Source organism: Erwinia sp. BNK-24-b, assembly GCF_047456155.1.
In the GTDB taxonomy this organism is placed as follows: Bacteria; Pseudomonadota; Gammaproteobacteria; order Enterobacterales; family Enterobacteriaceae; genus Erwinia; species Erwinia phyllosphaerae.
Window position 1 is genome coordinate 3,192,877 of record NZ_CP179901.1, and the last position, 20,149, is coordinate 3,213,025.

19 protein-coding genes and 1 riboswitch are annotated in these 20,149 nt (G+C 56.5%); of the genes, 7 read left to right on the top strand and 12 right to left on the bottom strand.

Annotation, left to right across the window (positions count from 1 at the left end; all coding sequences use genetic code 11):
• Nucleotides 1-246: 246 nt before the first annotated feature.
• The 6 genes from ACMGGR_RS14510 to ACMGGR_RS14535 form a co-directional block, all read right to left on the bottom strand.
• Complete coding sequence (locus tag ACMGGR_RS14510; RefSeq protein ID WP_246760411.1) at nucleotides 247-1,164, bottom strand: substrate-binding domain-containing protein; 918 nt, start codon at nucleotides 1,162-1,164, stop codon at nucleotides 247-249.
• Between the two features lie 123 nt (nucleotides 1,165-1,287).
• Nucleotides 1,288-1,605, bottom strand: coding sequence for a hypothetical protein (locus tag ACMGGR_RS14515; RefSeq protein WP_246760410.1), 318 nt, complete (start codon nucleotides 1,603-1,605; stop codon nucleotides 1,288-1,290).
• Nucleotides 1,606-1,679: 74 nt separating this feature from the next.
• The gene (locus ACMGGR_RS14520) at nucleotides 1,680-2,486 is read right to left on the bottom strand and encodes an SDR family oxidoreductase (protein WP_246760409.1); all 807 of its coding nucleotides are present in this window, start codon (nucleotides 2,484-2,486) and stop codon (nucleotides 1,680-1,682) included.
• Complete coding sequence (gene iolE / locus ACMGGR_RS14525) at nucleotides 2,486-3,400, bottom strand: myo-inosose-2 dehydratase (RefSeq protein WP_414147197.1); 915 nt, start codon at nucleotides 3,398-3,400, stop codon at nucleotides 2,486-2,488. The genes ACMGGR_RS14520 and iolE overlap by 1 nt, the downstream gene beginning before the upstream one ends.
• A 13-nt stretch (nucleotides 3,401-3,413) precedes the next feature.
• Entirely contained in the window at nucleotides 3,414-5,258 is a 1,845-nt protein-coding gene (gene iolD, locus ACMGGR_RS14530; RefSeq protein ID WP_246760407.1) for a 3D-(3,5/4)-trihydroxycyclohexane-1,2-dione acylhydrolase (decyclizing), read from the bottom strand.
• A 148-nt stretch (nucleotides 5,259-5,406) separates the two neighbouring features.
• Nucleotides 5,407-6,345, bottom strand: a complete 939-nt coding sequence (locus ACMGGR_RS14535; RefSeq protein ID WP_414147198.1) for a MurR/RpiR family transcriptional regulator — start codon at nucleotides 6,343-6,345, stop codon at nucleotides 5,407-5,409.
• A gap of 407 nt (nucleotides 6,346-6,752) precedes the next feature.
• Here ACMGGR_RS14535 and ACMGGR_RS14540 point away from each other — a divergent pair, with 407 nt between their 5' ends.
• The 6 genes from ACMGGR_RS14540 (at nucleotide 6,753) to ACMGGR_RS14565 (ending at nucleotide 13,383) form a co-directional block, all read left to right on the top strand.
• Nucleotides 6,753-8,186 (top strand): NAD-dependent succinate-semialdehyde dehydrogenase, encoded by a 1,434-nt coding sequence (locus ACMGGR_RS14540; protein WP_414147199.1) that lies wholly within the window; start codon nucleotides 6,753-6,755, stop codon nucleotides 8,184-8,186.
• 9 nt (nucleotides 8,187-8,195) lie between these two features.
• The gene (locus ACMGGR_RS14545; protein ID WP_246760404.1) at nucleotides 8,196-9,014 is read left to right on the top strand and encodes an HpcH/HpaI aldolase family protein; all 819 of its coding nucleotides are present in this window, start codon (nucleotides 8,196-8,198) and stop codon (nucleotides 9,012-9,014) included.
• A 1-nt stretch (nucleotide 9,015) separates the two neighbouring features.
• A complete protein-coding gene (locus ACMGGR_RS14550; RefSeq protein ID WP_246760403.1) occupies nucleotides 9,016-10,008 on the top strand; it encodes a hydroxyacid dehydrogenase in 993 nt (330 codons plus the stop codon).
• Nucleotides 10,009-10,047: 39 nt separating this feature from the next.
• A complete protein-coding gene (iolG, locus tag ACMGGR_RS14555) occupies nucleotides 10,048-11,043 on the top strand; it encodes an inositol 2-dehydrogenase (protein ID WP_414147200.1) in 996 nt (331 codons plus the stop codon).
• Nucleotides 11,044-11,054: 11 nt separating this feature from the next.
• Entirely contained in the window at nucleotides 11,055-12,170 is a 1,116-nt protein-coding gene (locus ACMGGR_RS14560; RefSeq protein ID WP_414147201.1) for a Gfo/Idh/MocA family protein, read from the top strand.
• Between the two features lie 67 nt (nucleotides 12,171-12,237).
• Nucleotides 12,238-13,383 carry a phytanoyl-CoA dioxygenase family protein gene (locus ACMGGR_RS14565; RefSeq protein WP_414147202.1) on the top strand — a complete coding sequence of 382 codons (1,146 nt, stop codon included), beginning with the start codon at nucleotides 12,238-12,240 and terminating at the stop codon, nucleotides 13,381-13,383.
• 24 nt (nucleotides 13,384-13,407) lie between these two features.
• Here ACMGGR_RS14565 and moaE read toward each other — a convergent pair whose 3' ends face one another.
• The 5 genes from moaE to moaA all read right to left on the bottom strand — a co-directional run bounded on the left by moaE (nucleotide 13,408) and on the right by moaA (nucleotide 16,109).
• On the bottom strand, nucleotides 13,408-13,860 hold the full coding sequence (gene moaE / locus ACMGGR_RS14570; RefSeq protein WP_246760399.1) for a molybdopterin synthase catalytic subunit MoaE: 453 nt from the start codon (nucleotides 13,858-13,860) through the stop codon (nucleotides 13,408-13,410).
• Nucleotide 13,861: 1 nt separating this feature from the next.
• Entirely contained in the window at nucleotides 13,862-14,107 is a 246-nt protein-coding gene (moaD, locus tag ACMGGR_RS14575) for a molybdopterin synthase sulfur carrier subunit (RefSeq protein WP_414147203.1), read from the bottom strand.
• Nucleotides 14,100-14,585: a cyclic pyranopterin monophosphate synthase MoaC gene (gene moaC / locus ACMGGR_RS14580; RefSeq protein ID WP_414147204.1), complete on the bottom strand. Its 486-nt coding sequence runs from the start codon at nucleotides 14,583-14,585 to the stop codon at nucleotides 14,100-14,102. The genes moaD and moaC overlap by 8 nt, the downstream gene beginning before the upstream one ends.
• Nucleotides 14,586-14,588: 3 nt before the next feature.
• Nucleotides 14,589-15,104, bottom strand: coding sequence for a molybdenum cofactor biosynthesis protein B (gene moaB / locus ACMGGR_RS14585; RefSeq protein WP_246760396.1), 516 nt, complete (start codon nucleotides 15,102-15,104; stop codon nucleotides 14,589-14,591).
• Between the two features lie 15 nt (nucleotides 15,105-15,119).
• Nucleotides 15,120-16,109: a GTP 3',8-cyclase MoaA gene (gene moaA / locus ACMGGR_RS14590; RefSeq protein ID WP_414148972.1), complete on the bottom strand. Its 990-nt coding sequence runs from the start codon at nucleotides 16,107-16,109 to the stop codon at nucleotides 15,120-15,122.
• Nucleotides 16,096-16,229: riboswitch (molybdenum cofactor riboswitch) on the bottom strand. It overlaps the preceding gene by 14 nt.
• A 177-nt stretch (nucleotides 16,230-16,406) precedes the next feature.
• On the opposite strand from moaA, the gene ACMGGR_RS14595 reads away from it, so the two are divergent.
• Nucleotides 16,407-17,315 (top strand): gluconeogenesis factor YvcK family protein, encoded by a 909-nt coding sequence (locus ACMGGR_RS14595; RefSeq protein WP_246760395.1) that lies wholly within the window; start codon nucleotides 16,407-16,409, stop codon nucleotides 17,313-17,315.
• Nucleotides 17,316-17,339: 24 nt separating this feature from the next.
• On the opposite strand, the gene uvrB is transcribed toward ACMGGR_RS14595, so the two are convergent.
• The gene (uvrB, locus tag ACMGGR_RS14600) at nucleotides 17,340-19,361 is read right to left on the bottom strand and encodes an excinuclease ABC subunit UvrB (RefSeq protein ID WP_246760394.1); all 2,022 of its coding nucleotides are present in this window, start codon (nucleotides 19,359-19,361) and stop codon (nucleotides 17,340-17,342) included.
• Nucleotides 19,362-20,149: the final 788 nt, after the last annotated feature.

Consider the following 20,149-nt stretch of genomic DNA (forward strand, 5'->3'; position numbering starts at 1 on the left):
ATTCGATACGCGCTTTGCAAACGTTTTCTGCACCCAGGTGCAGAAATTTTAAAAGAAATCGGTATATAATTATTAATATCTATTAAATTCAAACGATTATATCGTCGCCCTTTGGTTAAAAAGGGTGCAGAGGAAACTTTTTGTGACGCAACGCGCATAGTTTAACCACTGAACAGGCCTGATACAGACGGCACCGGGCCAGCTTATTATCATCTGGCCCGGTGCCGCTAACGCGTGGATACGGGATCAGTTTTTGGCAGCAAACTGCGCATAGTTATCCTGCGTAATCACCTGATAAGGTACCCAGTTAAGTTCTTTAACCTGTTTTTTGTCCAGCAGCGCTTTAGTAACCTGCACTGCGCCGGTCGCCTGAGCTCTGGCATCCTGGAAAATGGTTAGCGCCATCTTGCCGTTTTTAATAAATTGCAGCCCGTCGGGCGTACCGTCGATGCCCGCCACCAGGATCTTCTCTTTTTTTGCCTGGCTTAGCGCCATGATCGCGCCGATAGCCATCTCATCGTTGTTGGCCGCAATAGCGTCAATGGGACGCTGGTTCAGCAGCCAGCTGGAAACCACGTCCACGGCTTCGTTGCGCTGCCATTTAGCCGTCTGCTTCTCAATCACCTTCATATCTTTGTATTTGGCGATAACGGCTTCAACCGCGCGGGTACGTTCACGCGCTTCTTCCGTTGATAGCGCGCCCATAATGACGGCGACGTTACCGCGGTAGTTCATGCGTTTCGCCAGCGCCTCCATCTGCATCTGGCCGCCAAGCGCCGAGTCAGAACCGACATACGCCATGCCGACAGGCAGCTTTGTCTCTGGCTTACGGTTGACAAAAACCAGCGGAATTCCCGCTTTTTTGGCGGCGGCAATCATGGGCAATACGCCCTGCGTATCAACCGGATTGAGGATAATGGCGTCGACGCCCTGATTGATAAAGTCATCAACCTGTTGCACCTGAAGCGCCACGTCGCCTTTGGCATCGACAAACTGGCCGGTGAGATCGTTATTTTTCAGCTCCGTTTGCATTTGGGTTCGCAAAATAGAGATAAAGTTTAAATCAAAATTAGCCAGCGCTACGCCGACGGTAAACGTTTTAGCACTTACGCTCAGGCTAAGTAAAAGCGAGCACGCAAGCAGCAGCAGATTTCGAATATTCATCATCATTTCCTGTAGGGTTGGGGACTATAGCCAACAGCGGTTTATACCGGGCAACAGGCAAATACCCGTGAAAGAATCAATAACGGCATATCCTTATAATAATTAAAAAACTACGGCGCAAAGTTATCTTTTCTTATTGCTTAGCTCAGGCGTTAACGACTCCAGCTCCATCCTGATTAAGCTACAGTTTTTCTCCAGATTAGAGATCTTAAAGCGTAGGTCGCTAATACTGTTTTTATCGGTTTCTTTTTCGAAAAAAATAATTTCGTGGCGGCATGCGACACCAAAAGTTTTATTTCGCTTGTGTTTTACCAGCCATTTTTTTATGTCACTTTTAATCGCCGCTTCGTCACGTTCGGTTTCTTGCGAAGAAACGTTATAAATTGTCATAAGAAACTGGCTATAGAAAGTGTGTATAGCCGTTAAGCGCTGTAAATCCATGATTGCTCCATCATACGCAGCAGGTTCGTAAAATGGCGTATACGGCCAGCGCGCGCCAGCCGTATAGCAAAATGTTAAAGCGGTGACGCCGGGGCCGGAGCCTGATCGTACCCCCCCCAGACGGACTGATCGTAATTCACCACCGAGCCGGTCATCAAGCCTGACTCTTCGCTGGCTAAAAACGCCACGGCACGCGCCACTTCATCCGGGTTAATCAGTCGGCCAAACGGCTGCTCGGCCGCCGCCTTTTGCAACCAGCCATCCTGTGCGCCGTGATACTGCTTCATAATGCGATCTTCACCCTCGGACGCCATCCAGCCAATATTCAGGGCGTTGACGCGGATGCGGTTACGCAGCAGAGCATAGGCAGCATTGCGCGTTAAGGTCGCCAACGCCCCTTTCGACGCGCAGTACGCGGCAATAAAAGGCTGTCCTGCCAGGCCAGACATCGAGCAAATATTGACCACGCTACCCGCGATGTTTTCACGGCGCATCACTTTGAGCGCTTCCTGCATCAGAAAGAACGGGCCGCGCACGTTGGTGGCAAAAATCTGGTCAAACAGCTCGGGCGAGGTATCCAGGATGCTGCCGCGATCGGTCATGGCTCCCGCGTTCACCAGCACGTCAACCCTGCCGAACAGCTCGTCGGTATGCGCAACCACCTGACGGCAATCTTCTACCGAAGAGAGATCCGCTTTGACAAAATGCACGCGCCCTTCGCCTTCCTCATTAAGCTGTTTGGCAATGCTTTCACCCTTGGCCTGATTGCGTCCGCAAATCACCACGCCTTTGGCACCCTGCTGTACAAAATGGCGGGCAATGGCGGCACCCAGTCCCTGCGTACCACCGGTGACGATGGCGACTTTATCGTTTAACTTCATCAGAATTCTCCTTGAATCAGTGTGTAGCCTGCGTCGCTGAGCGCTCTGCGCAGGGTGTTATAGCCGATACGCGCATATTGCAGCGGCGGCGCTTTTGCCGGATCTTGTTCCGCTTCAACCACAAACCAGCCCTGATAACCGATGACCGCCAGCTCGCGAACAATGGCGTCAAAATCGATGCCGCCGTCACCCGGCACGGTGTAAATGCCCTTCAGCACCGCATCAAGAAATGAGTCTTTCTGCCAGTCGAGGCTGGCAAGCACGTCCGGACGCACGTCTTTGGTGTGCACGTGATTAATGCGCTTACCGTGTTTTTTCAACACGCTGAGCGGATTGACCCCGGCGAAGAAGAGATGCCCGGCATCAAACAGTAAACCGACATCCTCATTCGTGGCGGCCATCAGCCGGTCGATATCGTGCTCGTCTTCAATGGCTGTTCCCATATGGTGATGAAACGCCAGCGGAACGCCGAACTCGCGGCAAAAGGCGGCAAATTCAGACAGCTTATTGCCGTATTCGCTAATCTGCTCATCGCTGAGCCGACGGCGGTTGGCCAGCGCTATATGCTGTTGATTCTGGATAGTGCCTGCCGTTTCACCGTAAACCAGGCAGGCGGCCCCGCAGTCGCGAAACAGCTGCAGCTGCGGCGTTACTTTTTTGATTTCGTCTGCCACGCTATTGTCGAGCAGCGTGCCGGAGTACCAGCCGGAAACCAGATCCAGCTGGAATTCACGCAGCATCGGCTTCAGCTCTGCGCTGGTTTTTGGAAATTTCCCGCCGGTTTCTACGCCCTGGAAACCCGCCAGATGACTCTCGTACAGGCAGGTCGACAGCGGCGTATCGCCGCCAAGCTGGGGCAAATCGTCGTTTGACCAGGCAATAGGCGCGATGCCCATTTTTGCTTTTAGTGACATATTTCCCTCCTGATTAGAATCCAACCCGCTGTTTTTGACGTCCGGCAACGTGCTCTTCACGCGCCTGGTTAACACTTTCGCGTGCGCTGACCTCTGGCACGCCAACATCCCACCACGCATCGCCCGGCGTCCAGCTATGGGGATGCGTATCGATGACGATAACCGTGGTACGGTCGGTGGTTTTTGCCCACTGGATTGCCTCTTCCAGCGCGTCCAGCGATTCGACCTTCCGCGCCAGCGCGCCCATTGATTGCGCATTAGCGACAAAATCAACGTGGAAAGGCTCTTTCACCCGGCAGTCCTTCAGCAGGTTATTAAAGGATGCGCCGCCTTTGGCATTCTGTAGCCGGTTAATCACGGCAAAACCGCCGTTGTCGCACACCAGCAGAATGAACTTGTGGCCGGAAAGCACGCTGGAGTAGATGTCGGAGTTCATCATCATGTAGGTACCGTCGCCGATCATCACAAACACATCCCGATCGTGACCGGCCATCGCTGCGCCCCAGCCTGCGGAAAGCTCATAGCCCATACAGGAAAAACCAAATTCACAGTCAAAGGTGCCGGGATTTTTTACCCGCCAGCCTTTCACCAGTTCGCCCGGTAAGCCGCCCGCCGCGCTGATGATGTAGTCTTCGGCTGCGGCCTGCGCATTAACCACGCCCACTACCTGCGCATAGGTCGGTTCGCTGTCGCTCACCACGCGCTCCTGTTTTTCCGCAATCAACGTATTCCAGCCGACAAAAGCCTGACGACCTTTTTCCAGCCAGGCCGCGTCCGCCTTCCAGCCACCAAGCGCCACATCCAGCTCGCCGATCCCTTCACGCGCATCGCATACCAGCGGCAGCGACAGATGCTTATGCGCATCGAAGCGCGCGGCGTTCAACGAAATAAAGTGGGCCTTATGATCGAACAGCGACCAGGAGCCGGTAACGAAATCCATCAGGCGCGTGCCGACTGCCAGAATGACGTCGGCTTTTGCCGCCAGCTCGTTGGCCGAGGTTGAACCTAAGATACCGACCGGCCCCATGTGCATGGGATGGTCATGGGTGAAGGCACCTTTACCCGCGATGGTTTCGACTACCGGAATGCCATGCGCTACCGCAAAGGCTTCCAGCGCGCTTTCCGCCTGGGAGTAACGTACGCCGCCGCCAGAGATAATCACCGGGCGTTTCGCTCGCTTCAGGCATTCAACCGCGCGTGCCAGTAGCTGACGATCCGGGCGCGGACGCGGCATCAGATGCAGACGAGGCGCAAAAAACTCTTCCGGGAAGTCATACGCCATCTCCTGCACGTCCTGACAAACGCCGATAAACGCCGGGCCGCAATCGCCCGGATCGAGCATGGTAGCGACCGCTTGCGGTAACGAAGAGAGGATCTGCTCAGGCCAGGTAATGCGATCCCAGTAGCGGCTGACCGCTTTAAAGGCATCGTTCACGGTTTGCGTCGGGTCGCTGAAGTGTTCAACCTGCTGCATAACCGGGTCGGGATGGCGACGCGCAAAGGTGTCGCCGCAAATCATCAGCAGCGGTAAGCGGCTGGTGTGCGCTACGCCAGCGGCGGTCAGGAGATTGGTGGTACCCGGGCCAATCGAGGCGGTCACCACCATGATTTGCCGCCGCGCCATCGCTTTGGCAAACCCGACGGCGGCAAACCCCATCGACTGTTCATTTTGCCCACGCCAGGTCGGCAACGTATCCTGAACGGCTTCCAGCGCTTCCCCCAGACAGGTCACGTTACCGTGTCCAAAAATCCCGTAAACGCCGGGGAACAGCGGCACGCGCTTGCCGTCAACTTCGGTAAACTGATGGCTCAGGTAGCGAACTATCGCCTGAGCTGTCGTGCAACGAATCGTAGCCATATCTCTACTCACTCTGATGAGATGCGCCAAAGCGGCATCGCGGTTTTTATAAAAACGTTAATTGCATAAAGTTCATAAAAGCAATATTAGTTGCATTCTCAGGCGACAGAACTCCCGCCAAAAGTGCGAGAGTCCCTGATAACGTACGCTAAGCGCGCTTGCGTTTGCGCTGGCTTTCCACCCGGCTTTCGCGTTCGGTAATCGTTTCAATATGCGGCTGCGCCCTGTCGGGCTGTAGCGCGGCAGCCAGCGCCATAGCAATACTTTGCGCCAGGCAAACCGGCGCGGCCAGCGAGCGCGAAAAGCTGTATTCCTCTTCAGGAATGGTAAACAGCACCCTGGCGCTTTTCGCCAGCGGCGATAGCTGGCTGTCGCTGATAGCCACCACCGGAATGTTGCGTTCCCCTGCCTCATCGGCGATGGCGACTACCTCTTTGGCATAGTGGCGGAAAGCGATGGCAATCAGCACATCGTTCTCGCGCATGTTATTAGCCATCTGCGGGGCCAGCCCGCCAGCGGCATCAAGCAGCACGACGCGACGGTTCAGCATGGTCAGCAGATAGCGCAATAACGACGCAATCGGTTCAGACCGTAACTGCCCGGCGATATAAACGATCTCGGCCTCTTTCAGCAAATGCGCCGTTTCATCCAGATTTTGCTCGCTCACGTTATCCAGCAGCTGCTGCAAGGTGGCGATATCGCGGATCACCAGGCTTTGCAGAAAACCAAAGCTGCCCTTTTCATCGTTTTTACGCAGGTCGCTTTCCAGCGCGGTAATCCGCTCGTTATAGCCCGGTGCTGCGGTAGCCAGGCGCGTCTGAAACACGCTCTGCATCTGCTTAAAACCGCTGTAGCCAAACACCTGCGCAAAGCGCACCAGCACCGAAGGATGCAGCCCGCATTTTGCCGCTACGGCGTTAATAGACTCCAGCGCCACGATATTCGGGTTCTGCGTGATATAGCGCGCGGCCTGCTGATGGCGGTTTGACAACTGCGGGTAGCGCTGGGTGATCTCATTCACCACCTGTTCGTAGTTGTCGTGCGGCAGCGGCTTTGGCGCGGCTTTCATTTTCTTTGCTTTATCCATCGGTATTTCCTGTGACGTGCCCTGATTAGCCAGCACGCTAAAGCAATAAAAATTGCAAGTAAACCCTGAATGCAATTATTTCTAACCTATTTTGTGCAGCCTGGGAAAACCCATGAATAAAATTTGTGATTAATCTCGAATAATTTACATTTTTATAACTTAATAATTTACAAAGCTGAAAATTAACCGCATATAACCTCCTGTATTTCCTTATTTTATGTCTGATTTCGCAATTTTTACTGCAAACGCTGCCCGCTATTGCAATTATTTTTGCTTCGATCCTAATATTGCAATCATTGATGCGTGAGAGCCTCTTGACGCCGCTCTGGCAGAGAGGTTCAGAGCACTACCCGAAGGGGTAACGCGCATCCCATTGAGCCGGAGCCGATGCCGGAGGAGCGACAACCATGTATGACGATTTTGGACAGTTTATAAATGGCAAATGGTGTAAAGGGAGCGGGCAGGAGCGTATTAACGTTATCGATCCCGGCAATGGAAATAGCCTGGGAGAAATTCAGGCCGCGTCGGTATCCGATACCCACGATGCGCTGAAAGCCGCCGAACAGGCGTTTACGCAGTGGAAAGCGTTGCAGAGCTGGACGCGCGCGGATTTTTTACAGGCGGTCGCGCGTGAAATGGTTGCGGCAACCCAGCAGGCAGCCCGCGTTATCTCGCTGGAAAGTGGCAAACCGCTGGCGCAGGCGAAGCGTGAATGGGAACTCTCTACCGATCAGTTTATCTGGTATGCGGAAGAAGCTCGCCGCATCTATGGCCGCATCGTTGAGAGCCGCGTTCCCGGCGGCCGCTGCGAGGTGTTTCACGAGCCTGTCGGCGTAGTGGCGGCCTTCACCGCCTGGAACTTCCCTGTGGTGTTAGTGGCGCGCAAGCTGGCTCCCGCGCTGGCAGCAGGCTGCACCGTGGTGCTGCGTCCCTCCAGCGAAGTGCCGGGATCGGCAATGATGGTCTTTGAGTGTTTACGTAAAGCAGGCCTGCCCGCTGGCGTGGCAAACCTGGTGGTTGGCCCAACTGCGGCCACCTACGAGCCACTGATGGCTTCGCCCACTGTACGCAAAATCTCACTGACCGGTTCAACCCAGCTGGGCCAGCAGATGATCCGCGACTCGGCTAATACCATCAAGCGTCTCAGTATGGAGCTGGGTGGCAACGCGCCGGTCATTGTCTATCAGGATGCCGACCTGGAAAAAGCACTCGACCTTTCAGTAGCAACAAAATTTGCGAACTGCGGCCAGGTTTGCGTGACCGGCGATCGCTTTTATGTGCATGAAAGCCTGTATAGCGCTTTTGTTGAAGGCTTTGCCAGCCGCGCCCGCAAGCTTAAAACCGGTTACGGTCTGGACGAAGCCACCACCATGGGGCCGTTAATTAACGCTCGCCGTCTGGAAGCTATCGAGGCCATCGTAGCCGATGCGCGCAACAAAGGCGCCCGCGTGGTAACCGGCGGTGAAAGGCTGTCGATCGGTAACGGCTATTTCTATGCGCCGACCGTGCTTGCCGACGTAGCGGATGACGCGAAGGCGCTGGCCGAAGAGAACTTTGGCCCTATCGCCGCTATTACCTCCTTTAGCAACCACGAAGATTTGTGGCAGCGCGTGAATAATTCTGATTTCGCGCTGTCGGCCTACGCCTTTACCCGCGATCCGGCGCTGATTCGGGAAACGGTATCGCGCTTTGAGTCCGGCATGGTCGGTATCAACAGCTATGCGCTGGCCGCTGCCGAAGTCCCGTTTGGCGGTGTCAAAGCCAGCGGAATGGGTCGCGAAGGCGGCTCGGAAGGCATCCTCGACTATATGAACGTCAAACTGGCGCAAATTGTTCTTTAAGGAGCAGGAATGAAACTTAATAACATTAAACAGCGCTGGAAGGACGAGCAGCCGGTGCTGAACGGCTGGCTGAGCATCGCCAGTTCCTTCAGCGCGGAAATCATGGCGGCGCAGGGCTATGACTCGCTGACTATCGATCTGCAGCACGGTTTTGTTGGCTACGATGAGGCGAAAATCATGCTACAGGCGATGCGCGCCAGCGGCGTTGCGCCGATGGTTCGCGTGCCGTGGCTGGAACCCGGCATCATTATGAAAGCGCTGGATGCCGGTGCCTGGGGCATTATCTGCCCGATGGTTAACAATGCAGAACAGGCGCAGGCGCTGGTTTCCTGCGTGCGCTATCCCCCGCTCGGCAGCCGCAGCTTTGGCCCAACGCGCGTGACCTTTTCCGCCGGGCAGGACTATGGCCAGCACGCGGATGAACAGGTGGTCTGTTTTGCGATGATCGAAACGGCCGAGGCGTTTGCCCGGCTGGAAGAGATAGTCGCCACGCCGGGTCTGGATGGCGTTTATATCGGCCCGGCGGATTTAACCCTGGGCCTGACGGGCCGCAAATACCGCACCGGTTTCGATCGCGAAGAGCCGGAAATTGTGGACGCCATCAAACACATTCTTACCGTTGCCCACCGCGCCGGAAAAAAGGTAGGGCTGCACAACGGAACGGCAGCCTATGCCGCTAAAGCCGTAGAGTGGGGATTTGATCTGGTCACGGTATCGAACGACGTACAGCTTTTGCGCTCGGCCGCCGCCGCCAGCGTGCAGCAGTTCCGCGAGCTTCAGGGTAGCGAAACAAGCTTTGCGTCCGCCACGAAGACGGGAGGATATTAAGATGCCACACGTTCTGGTTGCCGGAAAAATTCATGAAGCCGGGCTGGCGGTACTGCAAAACGCACCGGGCATCACCCTTCAGCTGGTCGACGAAGTCAGCGTCGAGAGCTATGCGCCGTTTATGGCGCAGGCCGATGCGCTGCTGATCCGTACCCAGCCGTTAACCGCAAAAGAGATTGCGACCGCACAACAGTTGCAGATCGTTTCGCGACACGGCGTGGGCTATGACTCGGTCGATGTCGACACCTTAACCTCTCGCAATATTCCGCTGACCGTGGTCGGCGACGTCAATTCGCTGTCGGTGGCCGAGCATACGCTGTCGCTGCTGCTGGCGGTGGCGAAACGCATTTGCTACTTCGACCGCAGCATTCGCGAGGGCGAGTGGAATCGCCGTAACAGCTTCTCGGCAATGGAAATTGCCGGCAGAAAGCTGTTTATTCTCGGCTTTGGCCGTATCGGACGCGAAGTCGCGCGGCTGGCAAAAAGCTTCAATATGGAAGTCATCGCTTACGATCCTTATTTACCGGACGAGATGTTTTCCACACATCACGTGCAGCGCGTAGCGGAGATTGAGGATGGCCTGCGCGCGGCCGACGCGGTCACCGTGCATCTGCCGTTTAATGGTGAAAAACCGTTAATCGGTAAGGATGAGCTGGCCATGATGAAGCCCGGTGCTTTTCTGATTAATACCGCGCGCGGCGGCATCGTGGATGAAGAAGCGCTGGCGCAGGCGTTGCAGTCCGGTCATCTGGCTGGCGCTGGCCTGGACGTGCTGAAAGATGAACCGGCCAGAGCGGATTCACCCCTGCTGGCGCAGACCGATCGGCTTATTCTCAGCCCCCATACCGCCGGCCTGACCCAGGAAGCCGCCATGCGCATGTCGGTCTCGGCGGCCACCAATATCGTCAACTACTTCCAGGGCCAGCTGGATACCGGGCTGGTGGTGAATCAGCAGGTGCTGGCGGTAAACGATCTGATGAGTCCTACACCCTAATACGCAATAACAATAACTTACCTCTAAGCGGAGATTGTGATGATCAAAATAGCCATTCTCGGTGCCGGCCGCATCGGCCAGGTTCATGCGCTCAACGTTGCGCGACACAAAGACGCTACGCTGGCGGCGGTTGCCGACCCGATCCTTACCAATGCGCAGGCGTTAACGGCCAGCTGGGGCGGCATCGCCATGAGCGATCCGCTTGAAGCCATTAACCACCCGGATATTGATGCGGTAGTGATTGGCACGCCAACGCATACCCATATCGATTTGATGCTGGCGGCATCAAGAGCGGGTAAAGCCGTACTGTGTGAAAAACCGGTCGATCTGGATCTGGAGAAAGCCCGCGCGGCGGAAAAAGCGCTGGGCGACGCGGCGAAACGCGTCATGCTGGGCTTCAATCGCCGCTTCGATCCGGGCTTTAGCGAGATCCACCGACGCGTGCAGCAGGGCGATATTGGCGACCTTCACCAGGTCATTATCACCAGCCGCGATCCCGGCTTCGCTCCCATGGGCTACCTGCAAACGTCGGGCGGAATTTTTCGCGACATGGTCATCCATGACTTCGATCTGGCGCGCTGGCTGTTAGGCGAAGAGCCGGTGGAAATTTTTGCTACCGGTAGCCGCCTGCTGGAACCGGCGCTGGAAGCGCTCGGCGATTACGATACCGTCATGATGCAGATGCGTACCGCCTCCGGTAAACAGTGCCAGATTAACTGTAGCCGCCAGGCCGTTTACGGCTACGACCAGCGCATGGAGGTGTTCGGCTCGGGCGGCATGCTGCTGAATGACAACCTGCGCGAAACCAGCGTTCGCCACTATCGCGGCGAAGAAACAGAGGCGCGCGGGCCGCTGCTGAACTTCTTTATGGAGCGCTATGCCGACGCTTACCGGCTGGAAATGGAAGCCTTTATCGATGCCATTAAAACCGGCAGCCCGCTGCCGACTACCGTACACGACGGCTGCCAGGCACTGAAGCTGGCCGATGCCGCACAGCGTTCAGCCGACAGCCACGCTGCCGTAACTATAGAGTGAGAGGAACTCCAATGCGTAAGATAGGAATTGGCTTAATTGGCACCGGCTTTATGGGAAAATCGCATGCGATGGCATGGCGGGCAGCGGCCTCCTTTTCCGGCGACGTCCAGCCGGTGCTGGTCAGCGTTGCGGATATCGACGGCGCGGCGGCGGAACGCGCGGCGGCGCAGTTTGGCTTTCAGCGCTGGACCAGCCAGTGGCAGGATTTAATTGAAGATCCGGAAATCGACGTGATCTCCATTACCTCCCCTAACCGCTTTCACGCCGAGCAATCGCTGGCGGCTATTGCGGCAGGCAAGCACGTACACTGCGAAAAACCGCTCGCACCGAATAGCGAGACGGCGGAACGCATGGCGCGCGCGGCCGCCGAAGCGGGCGTCGTTACCCAGGTAGGCTTTAACTACGTTAAAAATCCGTTGCTGAAGCTGGCGAAACAGATGATCGCCAACGGCGAACTGGGTGAGATTACCGGTTTTCGCGGTATTCACGCGGAAGACTTTATGGCCAGCCCGGAGCTTCCCTGGTCGTGGCGACTCGATCCCAGCGGCGGCGCGGGCGCGGTGGCCGATCTGGGCAGCCATATCCTGGGCATGGCGCGCTTTCTGCTGGGGCCGATTTCCGCGATGTTTGCCGACCTTGATACGGTAGTCAAAGCGCGGCCCGAAAAAGCCGGGTCCGCAACAATGAAAGCGGTTGAGGTAGACGATATCGCCCGCCTGACAGTGAAATTTGCCCGCGGCTGTAGTGGGCAGATAGAGGCCAACTGGGTGGCATCCGGCCATAAAATGCAGCTGGGCTTCGAAGTGACCGGCAGCAAAGGCGCGCTGATTTTTAATCAGGAACGCTTTAACGAACTGCAGTTCTTCCGCAATACGGACACGGAAAGCAGAAACGGCTTTACCACAATCGTTGCCGGGCCAGATCATGCGCCTTACGGACTCTTCTGTCCGGCACCGGGCCACCAGATTGGCTTTAACGATTTGAAAACCATTGAAATGCTCGAATTTATTCAGTCCATCACGCAAGGCAAAGCACAAGGGCCTGATTTTCAGGAAGCCTGGGAAATTCAGAAGCTGGTGGATGCGGCCCTGCGTTCATCGCGTGAACGCAGCTGGGTAACCCTTTAGCTCTTGTCAGTTTAAGGACAGGTAAGCAGCAAGGACGCTGCCCCGCCAGCCAGACAACGAGGCCAACATGACAAAGTTTTGTTTCGCCAGTGAAGACCAGGCATCCGTTACCGATTTTATCGCGCTCTGCGAGCAGCAGCTCGAGCCAGAGGCTTATCCGCTGGCAACGGCTATTCATGCCAACGTGCTGATCTATGACCGCGAAGTGCTGGACGATGCCGCCATGACCGACCAGCGCGCGGTGCTAAACGAGCTGCATAACGCGTTTTCGGACGGCCCCGGCGTGCTGGTGGTGCGCGGCCTCTATCCCCAGAGCGAGCTGGTCGATCGGGCTTCGCAAATATTCGAATCGATAATGCAGGAGGAGGCAAAGTCGAAGGTCCAGGCCGACCATTTTTCACGTGCCGGGAACAATGGCCGCATCTGGAACGCCCTGCAAAAACTGGCGGAAGCCAGTCCTGAAACGTTCAGTGAATACTATGCCAATCCCACTCTGGGGCTGATTTGTCAGGCGTGGCTGGGCCCGGCGTGGCGTATGGTCTCGCAGGTTAACCAGGTGCGTCCGGGCGGCGAAGCGCAGCGGGCGCATCGTGACTATCATCTTGGTTTTCAACAGAGTGAGTTTGCCGCCGGCTTTCCCGTTCCCGTGCAGGTTTTAACGCAGTACCTGACGCTTCAGGGTGCCGTGGCGCATAGCGATATGCCGCTGGCGTCCGGCCCGACTCGTTTGCTGCCCTGGTCGCACCAGTATGAGCTGGGCTATCTCGCCTGCCGCCGCCCGGAGTTCGTCGACTACTTTAATAAGCATTTCGTACAGCTGCCGCTGCAAAAAGGAGACGGTCTGTTTTTCAATCCCGCGCTGTTTCATGCCGCAGGCAACAACACCACTCACGACCAGCTGCGTACCGCTAACCTGCTGCAAATTTCCTCCGCTTTCGGCGTGCCGATGGAGGAGGTTAACCATGAGAAGATACTCAAGCTGATCTATCCGGTCATAAAGTACGGCAACCTGACAGAGGCGGAACGGAACGCGCTGATTGCCGTAGCGGCGCGCGGCTACTCCTTCCCTACCAATCTGGATACCGACCCACCGGTAGACGGCCTGGTCCCTGAAACCCAGCAGCAGCTTGTGCACAAATCGCTAAGCCAGGGCCTGGGTTTTGCGGAATTTTGTCAACGGCTTGATGAGCATACCGCACGCCGCAGAGCCTGACAGATGCGCGGCATCGGCGTGACGCTACTCCCAGCGTGAGGCGGCCTGTTTATCACTGTCGCGGGATTCAACCCAGCGATCGCCTTCCGGCGTGGCTTCTCTTTTCCAGAAAGGCGCGCGGGTTTTCAGATAATCCATAATAAATTCGGCGGCGGCAAAAGCCGCGCCGCGATGCGCGCCGCTGACGCCTACCAGCACGATTTCATCACCGGGAAACAGTTCGCCGATACGGTGGATCACCGTGACGCGCTGCATCGGCCAGCGCGTGCGCGCTTCCGCCACGATCTCCTCCAGCGCCTTTTCGGTCATCCCGGGATAGTGCTCCAGCGTCAGCGCAGCCACGCTGTCACCCAGATTGTGATTACGCACCTTGCCGGTAAAGGTAACCACGGCCCCATCCTCATCGCAGGCCGCCAGCCAGCGGTACTCTTCCGCCATATCAAACGGCGCCTGCCCTACTCTGATCCGCGTTGCCATTTTAACCTCCGGTAACCGGCGGGAAGAAAGCAACCTCATCACCGGCACGTAATGGATGCTGCGGTGATACCAGCGTCTGGTTAACCGCCGCCAGCAGCTTGTCGGAGGAGAGCGCCAGCGACCAGCGATCGCCACGTCCGGCCAGCGCCGCCCGCAGCGCCTCCACGGTGGCGTACTCTTCGTTGACGCTGAGGCTGTCGGTACCGATTAGCTCGCGCACCTGGGCAAAAAACAGCACGTTAATCATGGCTGACCGCCTTGAAATCGCCGGACTTGCCGCCGCTTTTGCTCAGCAGGCGACACTGTTCAATGCTGATATCTTTCTGCACCGCTTTGCACATATCGTAAATGGTCAGCGCGGCCACCGAAGCCGCCGTCAGCGCCTCCATTTCGACGCCGGTTTTGCCGGTCAGGCGGCACAGCGATTCAATCCGCACCCGGCTGTTAGCCGTATCGGCAGACAAAGTAACCTCTACTTTGCTTAACAGCAGCGGATGACAAAGCGGGATCAGCTCCCAGGTGCGCTTGGCTGCTTGAATACCGGCGATGCGCGCCGTGGCAAAGACATCGCCTTTATGGTGACTGCCGTCGAGGATCATTTGCAGCGTATCGGGATGCATCACCACAAAGGCTTCTGCACGCGCTTCACGTACGGTGTCGTTTTTGGCGGAGACGTCCACCATGTGTGCCTCACCGGAGGCGTTGATATGGGTTAGTTGCGACATGGCTTAAGGCTTCTTCAGGTGCGAAACAAAATTACAGGGACGGGTACGGGCATCCAGCTGTTCACGGATAATTCTTTCCCACGCGCTTTCACAGGCGCGGGTTGAGCCGGGTACGGCGAAAATCACCGTCTGGTTGGCCATACCGGCAACGGCGCGCGACTGGATAGTAGAGCCGCCGATATCCTCGTAAGAGACCATGCGAAACAGCTCGCCAAACCCGTCGATTTCCCGGTCAAACAGCGGCAGCAGCGCCTCTGGCGTGCTGTTATTACTGTTAAAGCCGGTGCCGCCGTTAACGATAACAACCTGCACGTCCGCGCTGGCGATCCAGCTGGAAACGATAGCGCGAATACGATAGCGGTTATCTTTAACCAGCGCGTGATCCAGCACCTGATGTCCCGCTTCGCTCAGCGCCTCGCGCAGATAGTCGCCTGAACTGTCCTCTGCTGCGTCCCGGCTGTCGGAAACGGTCAGCACCGCCACGTTCAGCGCCACAAATTCCGCCGTAGATTTTCCCATTGTTGACTCCATGCGTTAGCCGCCGATAAAAGAGAGATTCTGTGTAATGCCGGTATTGCCCTGATGCAGAAAATGCGTCTGCTTTTTGGTTTTCAGGCTGGCGGCAATACGTTCCTGCAGCTCATCCTGCTGGTCGTCACTTTGCAGCAGATCGCGCAGCGACACGCCGCCATCGCCAAACAGGCAGAGATGCAGTTTGCCGACGGCCGACACGCGCAGGCGATTACAGCTGGCGCAGAAATTTTTCTCATATGGCATAATCAGGCCGATTTCACCCGCGTAGTCCGGATGGCAGAAGACCTGCGCCGGGCCGTCGCTGCGGCCGCGTAGCTGACGCACCCAGCCCTGTTGCAGCAGCTGGTCGCGAATAACCTCGCCGGAGATATGGTGCTTGCGGAACAGCTCGCCGCCGTCGCCGGTTTCCATCAGCTCAATAAAGCGTAGCTGGATTGGCCGATGGCGGATCCAGTCGAGGAAAGTTTGCAGGCTGTGGTGGTTGACGTCGCGCATCAGCACGGTATTCACTTTTACCTTGCTGAAGCCCGCTTCAAAGGCCGCGTCGATGCCCGCCATCACCTGGTGGAATTTATCCTGGCCGGTGATAGCATGAAACTGGCGCGCATCCAGGCTGTCGATGCTGACGTTCAGCGCCGTCAGGCCCGCCGCACGCCATTGCGCCACGTCACGCGCCAGGCGATAACCGTTGGTGGTCATGGCCAGCTGGCGAATCGCGCTGTTTTCACGCACGGCGGCAATAATGTCGGTAAAGTCGCGTCGCAGCGAAGGCTCACCGCCCGTCAGGCGCACCTTCTCCGTTCCCGCCGCCGCAAAGGCACGGGTAACGCGCCGGATTTCATCCAGCGACAGGAAGCTTTTGTTGTTGCCGCCCTGCGGCCGATAGCCGTCGGGCAAACAATAGTTACAGCGGAAATTACATACGTCGGTGATCGACAGGCGCAGATAATAAAAGCTGCGGTCGAAGCTATCAGTAAATTGTGACACCAGAACACCTTTCCAGATTTCGGGAGATGCAGGCATTTCTTTCTGCACCCTGGCAACTCGAGGTTGCGGCCGGGGCACCGTATCCGAAGACTTAGGCACCAGGGCTAAGTGTGACTTACCAGTATGGTAAATCTTGGTCGTAAAATTCTACTGCTAACGAAGCGCGGTTGCCAGCAGGGAATTTCGCTATGTATTTTGATATATAACGTTTTTTTTGCCGCATAACGCGCTACGCTGGCGTAAAATAAGACAAAATTGCCGGGCTGCCTTGCCGCCAGGCTTACATATTGAAGGAATTTTATGCGTAACCGCACTCTGGCCGACCTTGATCGCGTTGTTGCTCTTGGCGGCGGTCACGGACTGGGCCGCGTTTTATCAGCGCTCTCCTCGCTTGGCTCCCGCCTGACCGGCATTGTCACCACCACCGACAACGGCGGCTCAACCGGCCGGATACGCCGTGCGGAAGGCGGCATTGCCTGGGGCGATATGCGCAACTGTCTGAACCAGCTGATAACCGAGCCCAGCATCGCTTCGGCCATGTTTGAATACCGTTTTGGCGGTCAGGGCGAGCTGGCCGGACACAACCTGGGCAACCTGATGCTAAAGGCGCTGGATCACCTGAGCGTCCGGCCGATCGAAGCGATCAACCTGATCCGCAATCTGCTCAAGGTGGATGCGTTTTTGATCCCGATGTCCGAGCAGCCGGTGGATCTGATGGCGCTGGATGCCGACGGTAACGAAGTCTACGGCGAAACGGCTATCGACAAGCTGCAACAGTCGCCGCGCGAGCTGATGCTTTCCGACACGGTCAGCGCCACCAGAGAAGCCATTGAGGCCATTCACGAAGCCGATCTGATCTTAATCGGGCCCGGCAGTTTTTATACCAGCCTGATGCCGGTGCTGCTGCTGCCCGATATGGCGCAGGCGCTGCGCCGCACGCCAGCACCGATGGTGTTTATCGGTAACCTGGGCAAGGAGCTAAGCCCGGCGGCGGCACAGCTTACCCTGGCGGACAAGCTGGCGATCATGGAAAAGTATATTGGCCGAAAGGTGATTGATGCCGTGGTGGTTGGCCCACAGGTCGATACGTCGGGCGTTAGCGACCGGCTGATTGTGCAGGAGCCGCTGGAGGCGGTGGATATCAAATATCGCCACGACCGCCAGCTGCTGCACAGCGCGCTGGAGCACGCCATTCAGCGGCTGGGTTAACGCGCCGCTGGCCAGCAGCCACTCTTAAGAAGCGGCGATAAACAGTTCGCGTATCTCGTGCAGCTGGTCGCGCACGTTGGCCGCCTCTTCGAACTCCAGGTTCTGCGCGTGCTCCTGCATTTTCGCCTCCAGCTCGCGGATGCGTTTTTGCAGGCCTTTTGGCGACAGGTCGACCACCGCCGCATCCTCTTCCACAATCGGGCCGGCTGGCTTGCGCCCTCTGCTTTTGTTCTTGCTGAGGCCCTGGCCCAGCTCCAGAATATCGGCGATTTTCTTGTTCAGCGCCTGCGGCACAATGCCTTTTTCCTGGTTGTAGATCTCCTGCTTCTCGCGGCGGCGCTCGGTTTCGCCAATTGCCCTTTCCATTGACGGGGTGATCTTATCGCCATACAAGATCGCCTTGCCGTTAACGTTACGCGCGGCGCGGCCAATGGTCTGGATCAGCGAGCGCTCGGAACGCAGGAAGCCTTCTTTATCGGCATCCAGAATAGCGACCAGCGACACCTCTGGCATATCCAGCCCTTCTCGCAGCAGGTTGATGCCGACCAGCACGTCAAACTTGCCCAGACGCAAATCGCGAATGATTTCGACGCGTTCGACCGTGTCGATATCCGAGTGCAGATAGCGTACCCGCTCGCCGTGCTCGGTCAGGTATTCGGTTAAGTCTTCGGCCATGCGCTTGGTCAGTACCGTGACCAGCACGCGCTCGTCAATCGCCACCCGCTTGCGAATTTCCGACAGCAGATCGTCTACCTGCGTGGCGACCGGCCGCACTTCGATAAGCGGATCCAGCAGCCCGGTTGGCCTGACCACCTGATCCACCACTTCGCCACCCGACTTCTCCAGCTCGTAGTTGCCCGGCGTCGCCGAAACATAGATGGTCTGCGGGGCCAGCGCCTCGAACTCTTCAAACTTCATCGGACGGTTATCCAGCGCCGACGGCAGGCGGAAGCCATACTCCACCAGCGTCTCTTTACGCGCGCGGTCGCCGCGATACATGCCGCCAATCTGCGGGATGGTAACGTGGGATTCATCAATCACCAGCAGGCCGTCGGCTGGCAGATAGTCGAACAGCGTGGGCGGCGCTTCGCCCGGCCCGCGCCCCGACAGGTAGCGTGAATAGTTTTCGATGCCCGAGCAGTAGCCCAGCTCGTTCATCATCTCCAGGTCAAACTGCGTGCGCTGGGAGATGCGCTGCTCTTCCAGCAGCTTATTGTTGGCCAGCAGCGTTTTACGGCGATCGGCCAGCTCTACCTTAATATCTTCCATCGCCTGCAGGATGCGCTCACGCGGCGTCACGTAGTGCGTTTTAGGATAGATGGTGTAGCGCGGAATGACCGAGCTAATCTGGCCGGTCAGCGGATCGAAAATAGAGAGGCGCTCGACCTCTTCGTCAAACAGCTCAACGCGCAGCGCGTAGTCGTCCGACTCCGCCGGAAAGATATCGATAACTTCGCCACGCACGCGGAAGGTGCCGCGCTGAAACGCCTGATCGTTACGGCTGTACTGTAGCTCGGCCAGTCGGCGCAGAATGGCGCGCTGGTCGATAACCATACCGCGCGTCAGATGCAGCATCATTTTCAGGTACGAGTCGGGATCGCCCAGACCATAAATGGCCGACACCGACGCCACCACGATGACGTCGCGGCGCTCCAGCAGCGCTTTGGTCGCGGAAAGACGCATCTGCTCGATATGTTCGTTAACCGAGGCGTCCTTCTCGATAAAGGTGTCCGAGCTGGGCACGTAGGCTTCCGGCTGATAATAGTCGTAGTAGGAGACGAAGTACTCGACGGCGTTTTCAGGAAAGAATTCCTTCATCTCTCCGTAAAGTTGCGCTGCTAAGGTCTTGTTGGGTGCCAGCACCATCGTCGGACGGTTCAGATCGGCTATCACGTTCGCCACGGTAAAGGTTTTGCCCGACCCCGTTACGCCGAGCAGCGTCTGGTGCGCCAGTCCATCCTGCAGCCCTTCTTCAAGGCGGCGAATGGCTTCAGGCTGATCGCCGGAAGGTTTAAAGGCGGAATTAAGTTTAAAGACTTTGCTCATTGAATGGCTACCTGGTAGTGAAAAGCGCGGACAAGGTTGTAATTTTACTCCGCTATGGCGATTTTGCCAGCGAAAAATACTGGATATAAGCACAGTTATTCTGCATGCTGGCTACGTTAAGTAAAATCTTGCGGATGCAGAGCAGCGGCAAATGCTTAAGCGGCAGGAAAGCGGCAAGGTTATCCCCAGCCAGGATGAAAGTTTAACATTTGTCAATACGCGCGGTTGAAATGACGACGGCGAAACTGCCTGGCCCTTTCTGCCGCTTGATTTTCATTAACTTATTGAAAAATATTACGCTGTTAATGGCGCTGAGTTTAGCAACAACTCAAGCCCAGGCCGCGTCCGCTCTCGCTTTACAAAGGTTTTCAGTCAGTCATACACATGGTTATCCACAGGAATGGTGGATAAGTGAATTCAGCGCCCTGCCCGTCTGCTGTGTATAAATTCCCTGTTCATGCGCGCGCGTACGCAAAATAATTTTTTTCTTTATTATTTTTATTCATTGTCCCCCGTTAGCCGGGCTGGCACGCATAGTTTCCTGAACGAAACCAGCCTTATTTACGCTTTTTCTTTTTGCTTTGTAGCGCCCGGTATTGCCTTTTATACAGGCGTCTGCACCATTATCGCTAAGCAACCGGCACTGACAAAGTGCAGCAACCTGTTCCCCGGGGCAATTGTTAACTTTTTCTGACCAATTGCGGCGGTAAACTGCGCTTCTCTACGAAATATCCGATTCTATTAAATTATGGCCTGCTAATTGCAACACTCTGTGACCGCCTCACGCT

Bases quoted from the DNA above. Each gene is read 5' to 3' on its own strand.
- ACMGGR_RS14550 (WP_246760403.1), top strand. From the start codon at position 9,016: ATGCCACACGTTCTGGTTGCCGGAAAAATTCATGAAGCCGGGCTGGCG.
- moaB (WP_246760396.1), bottom strand. From the start codon at position 15,104: ATGGGAAAATCTACGGCGGAATTTGTGGCGCTGAACGTGGCGGTGCTG.
- iolG (WP_414147200.1), top strand. From the start codon at position 10,048: ATGATCAAAATAGCCATTCTCGGTGCCGGCCGCATCGGCCAGGTTCAT.
- iolE (WP_414147197.1), bottom strand. From the start codon at position 3,400: ATGTCACTAAAAGCAAAAATGGGCATCGCGCCTATTGCCTGGTCAAAC.
- uvrB (WP_246760394.1), bottom strand. From the start codon at position 19,361: ATGAGCAAAGTCTTTAAACTTAATTCCGCCTTTAAACCTTCCGGCGAT.
- ACMGGR_RS14565 (WP_414147202.1), top strand. From the start codon at position 12,238: ATGACAAAGTTTTGTTTCGCCAGTGAAGACCAGGCATCCGTTACCGAT.
- iolD (WP_246760407.1), bottom strand. From the start codon at position 5,258: ATGGCTACGATTCGTTGCACGACAGCTCAGGCGATAGTTCGCTACCTG.
- ACMGGR_RS14540 (WP_414147199.1), top strand. From the start codon at position 6,753: ATGTATGACGATTTTGGACAGTTTATAAATGGCAAATGGTGTAAAGGG.
- ACMGGR_RS14515 (WP_246760410.1), bottom strand. From the start codon at position 1,605: ATGGATTTACAGCGCTTAACGGCTATACACACTTTCTATAGCCAGTTT.
- ACMGGR_RS14510 (WP_246760411.1), bottom strand. From the start codon at position 1,164: ATGAATATTCGAAATCTGCTGCTGCTTGCGTGCTCGCTTTTACTTAGC.
- ACMGGR_RS14535 (WP_414147198.1), bottom strand. From the start codon at position 6,345: ATGGATAAAGCAAAGAAAATGAAAGCCGCGCCAAAGCCGCTGCCGCAC.
- ACMGGR_RS14560 (WP_414147201.1), top strand. From the start codon at position 11,055: ATGCGTAAGATAGGAATTGGCTTAATTGGCACCGGCTTTATGGGAAAA.
- moaC (WP_414147204.1), bottom strand. From the start codon at position 14,585: ATGTCGCAACTAACCCATATCAACGCCTCCGGTGAGGCACACATGGTG.
- ACMGGR_RS14595 (WP_246760395.1), top strand. From the start codon at position 16,407: ATGCGTAACCGCACTCTGGCCGACCTTGATCGCGTTGTTGCTCTTGGC.
- moaD (WP_414147203.1), bottom strand. From the start codon at position 14,107: ATGATTAACGTGCTGTTTTTTGCCCAGGTGCGCGAGCTAATCGGTACC.
- moaE (WP_246760399.1), bottom strand. From the start codon at position 13,860: ATGGCAACGCGGATCAGAGTAGGGCAGGCGCCGTTTGATATGGCGGAA.
- ACMGGR_RS14520 (WP_246760409.1), bottom strand. From the start codon at position 2,486: ATGAAGTTAAACGATAAAGTCGCCATCGTCACCGGTGGTACGCAGGGA.
- ACMGGR_RS14545 (WP_246760404.1), top strand. From the start codon at position 8,196: ATGAAACTTAATAACATTAAACAGCGCTGGAAGGACGAGCAGCCGGTG.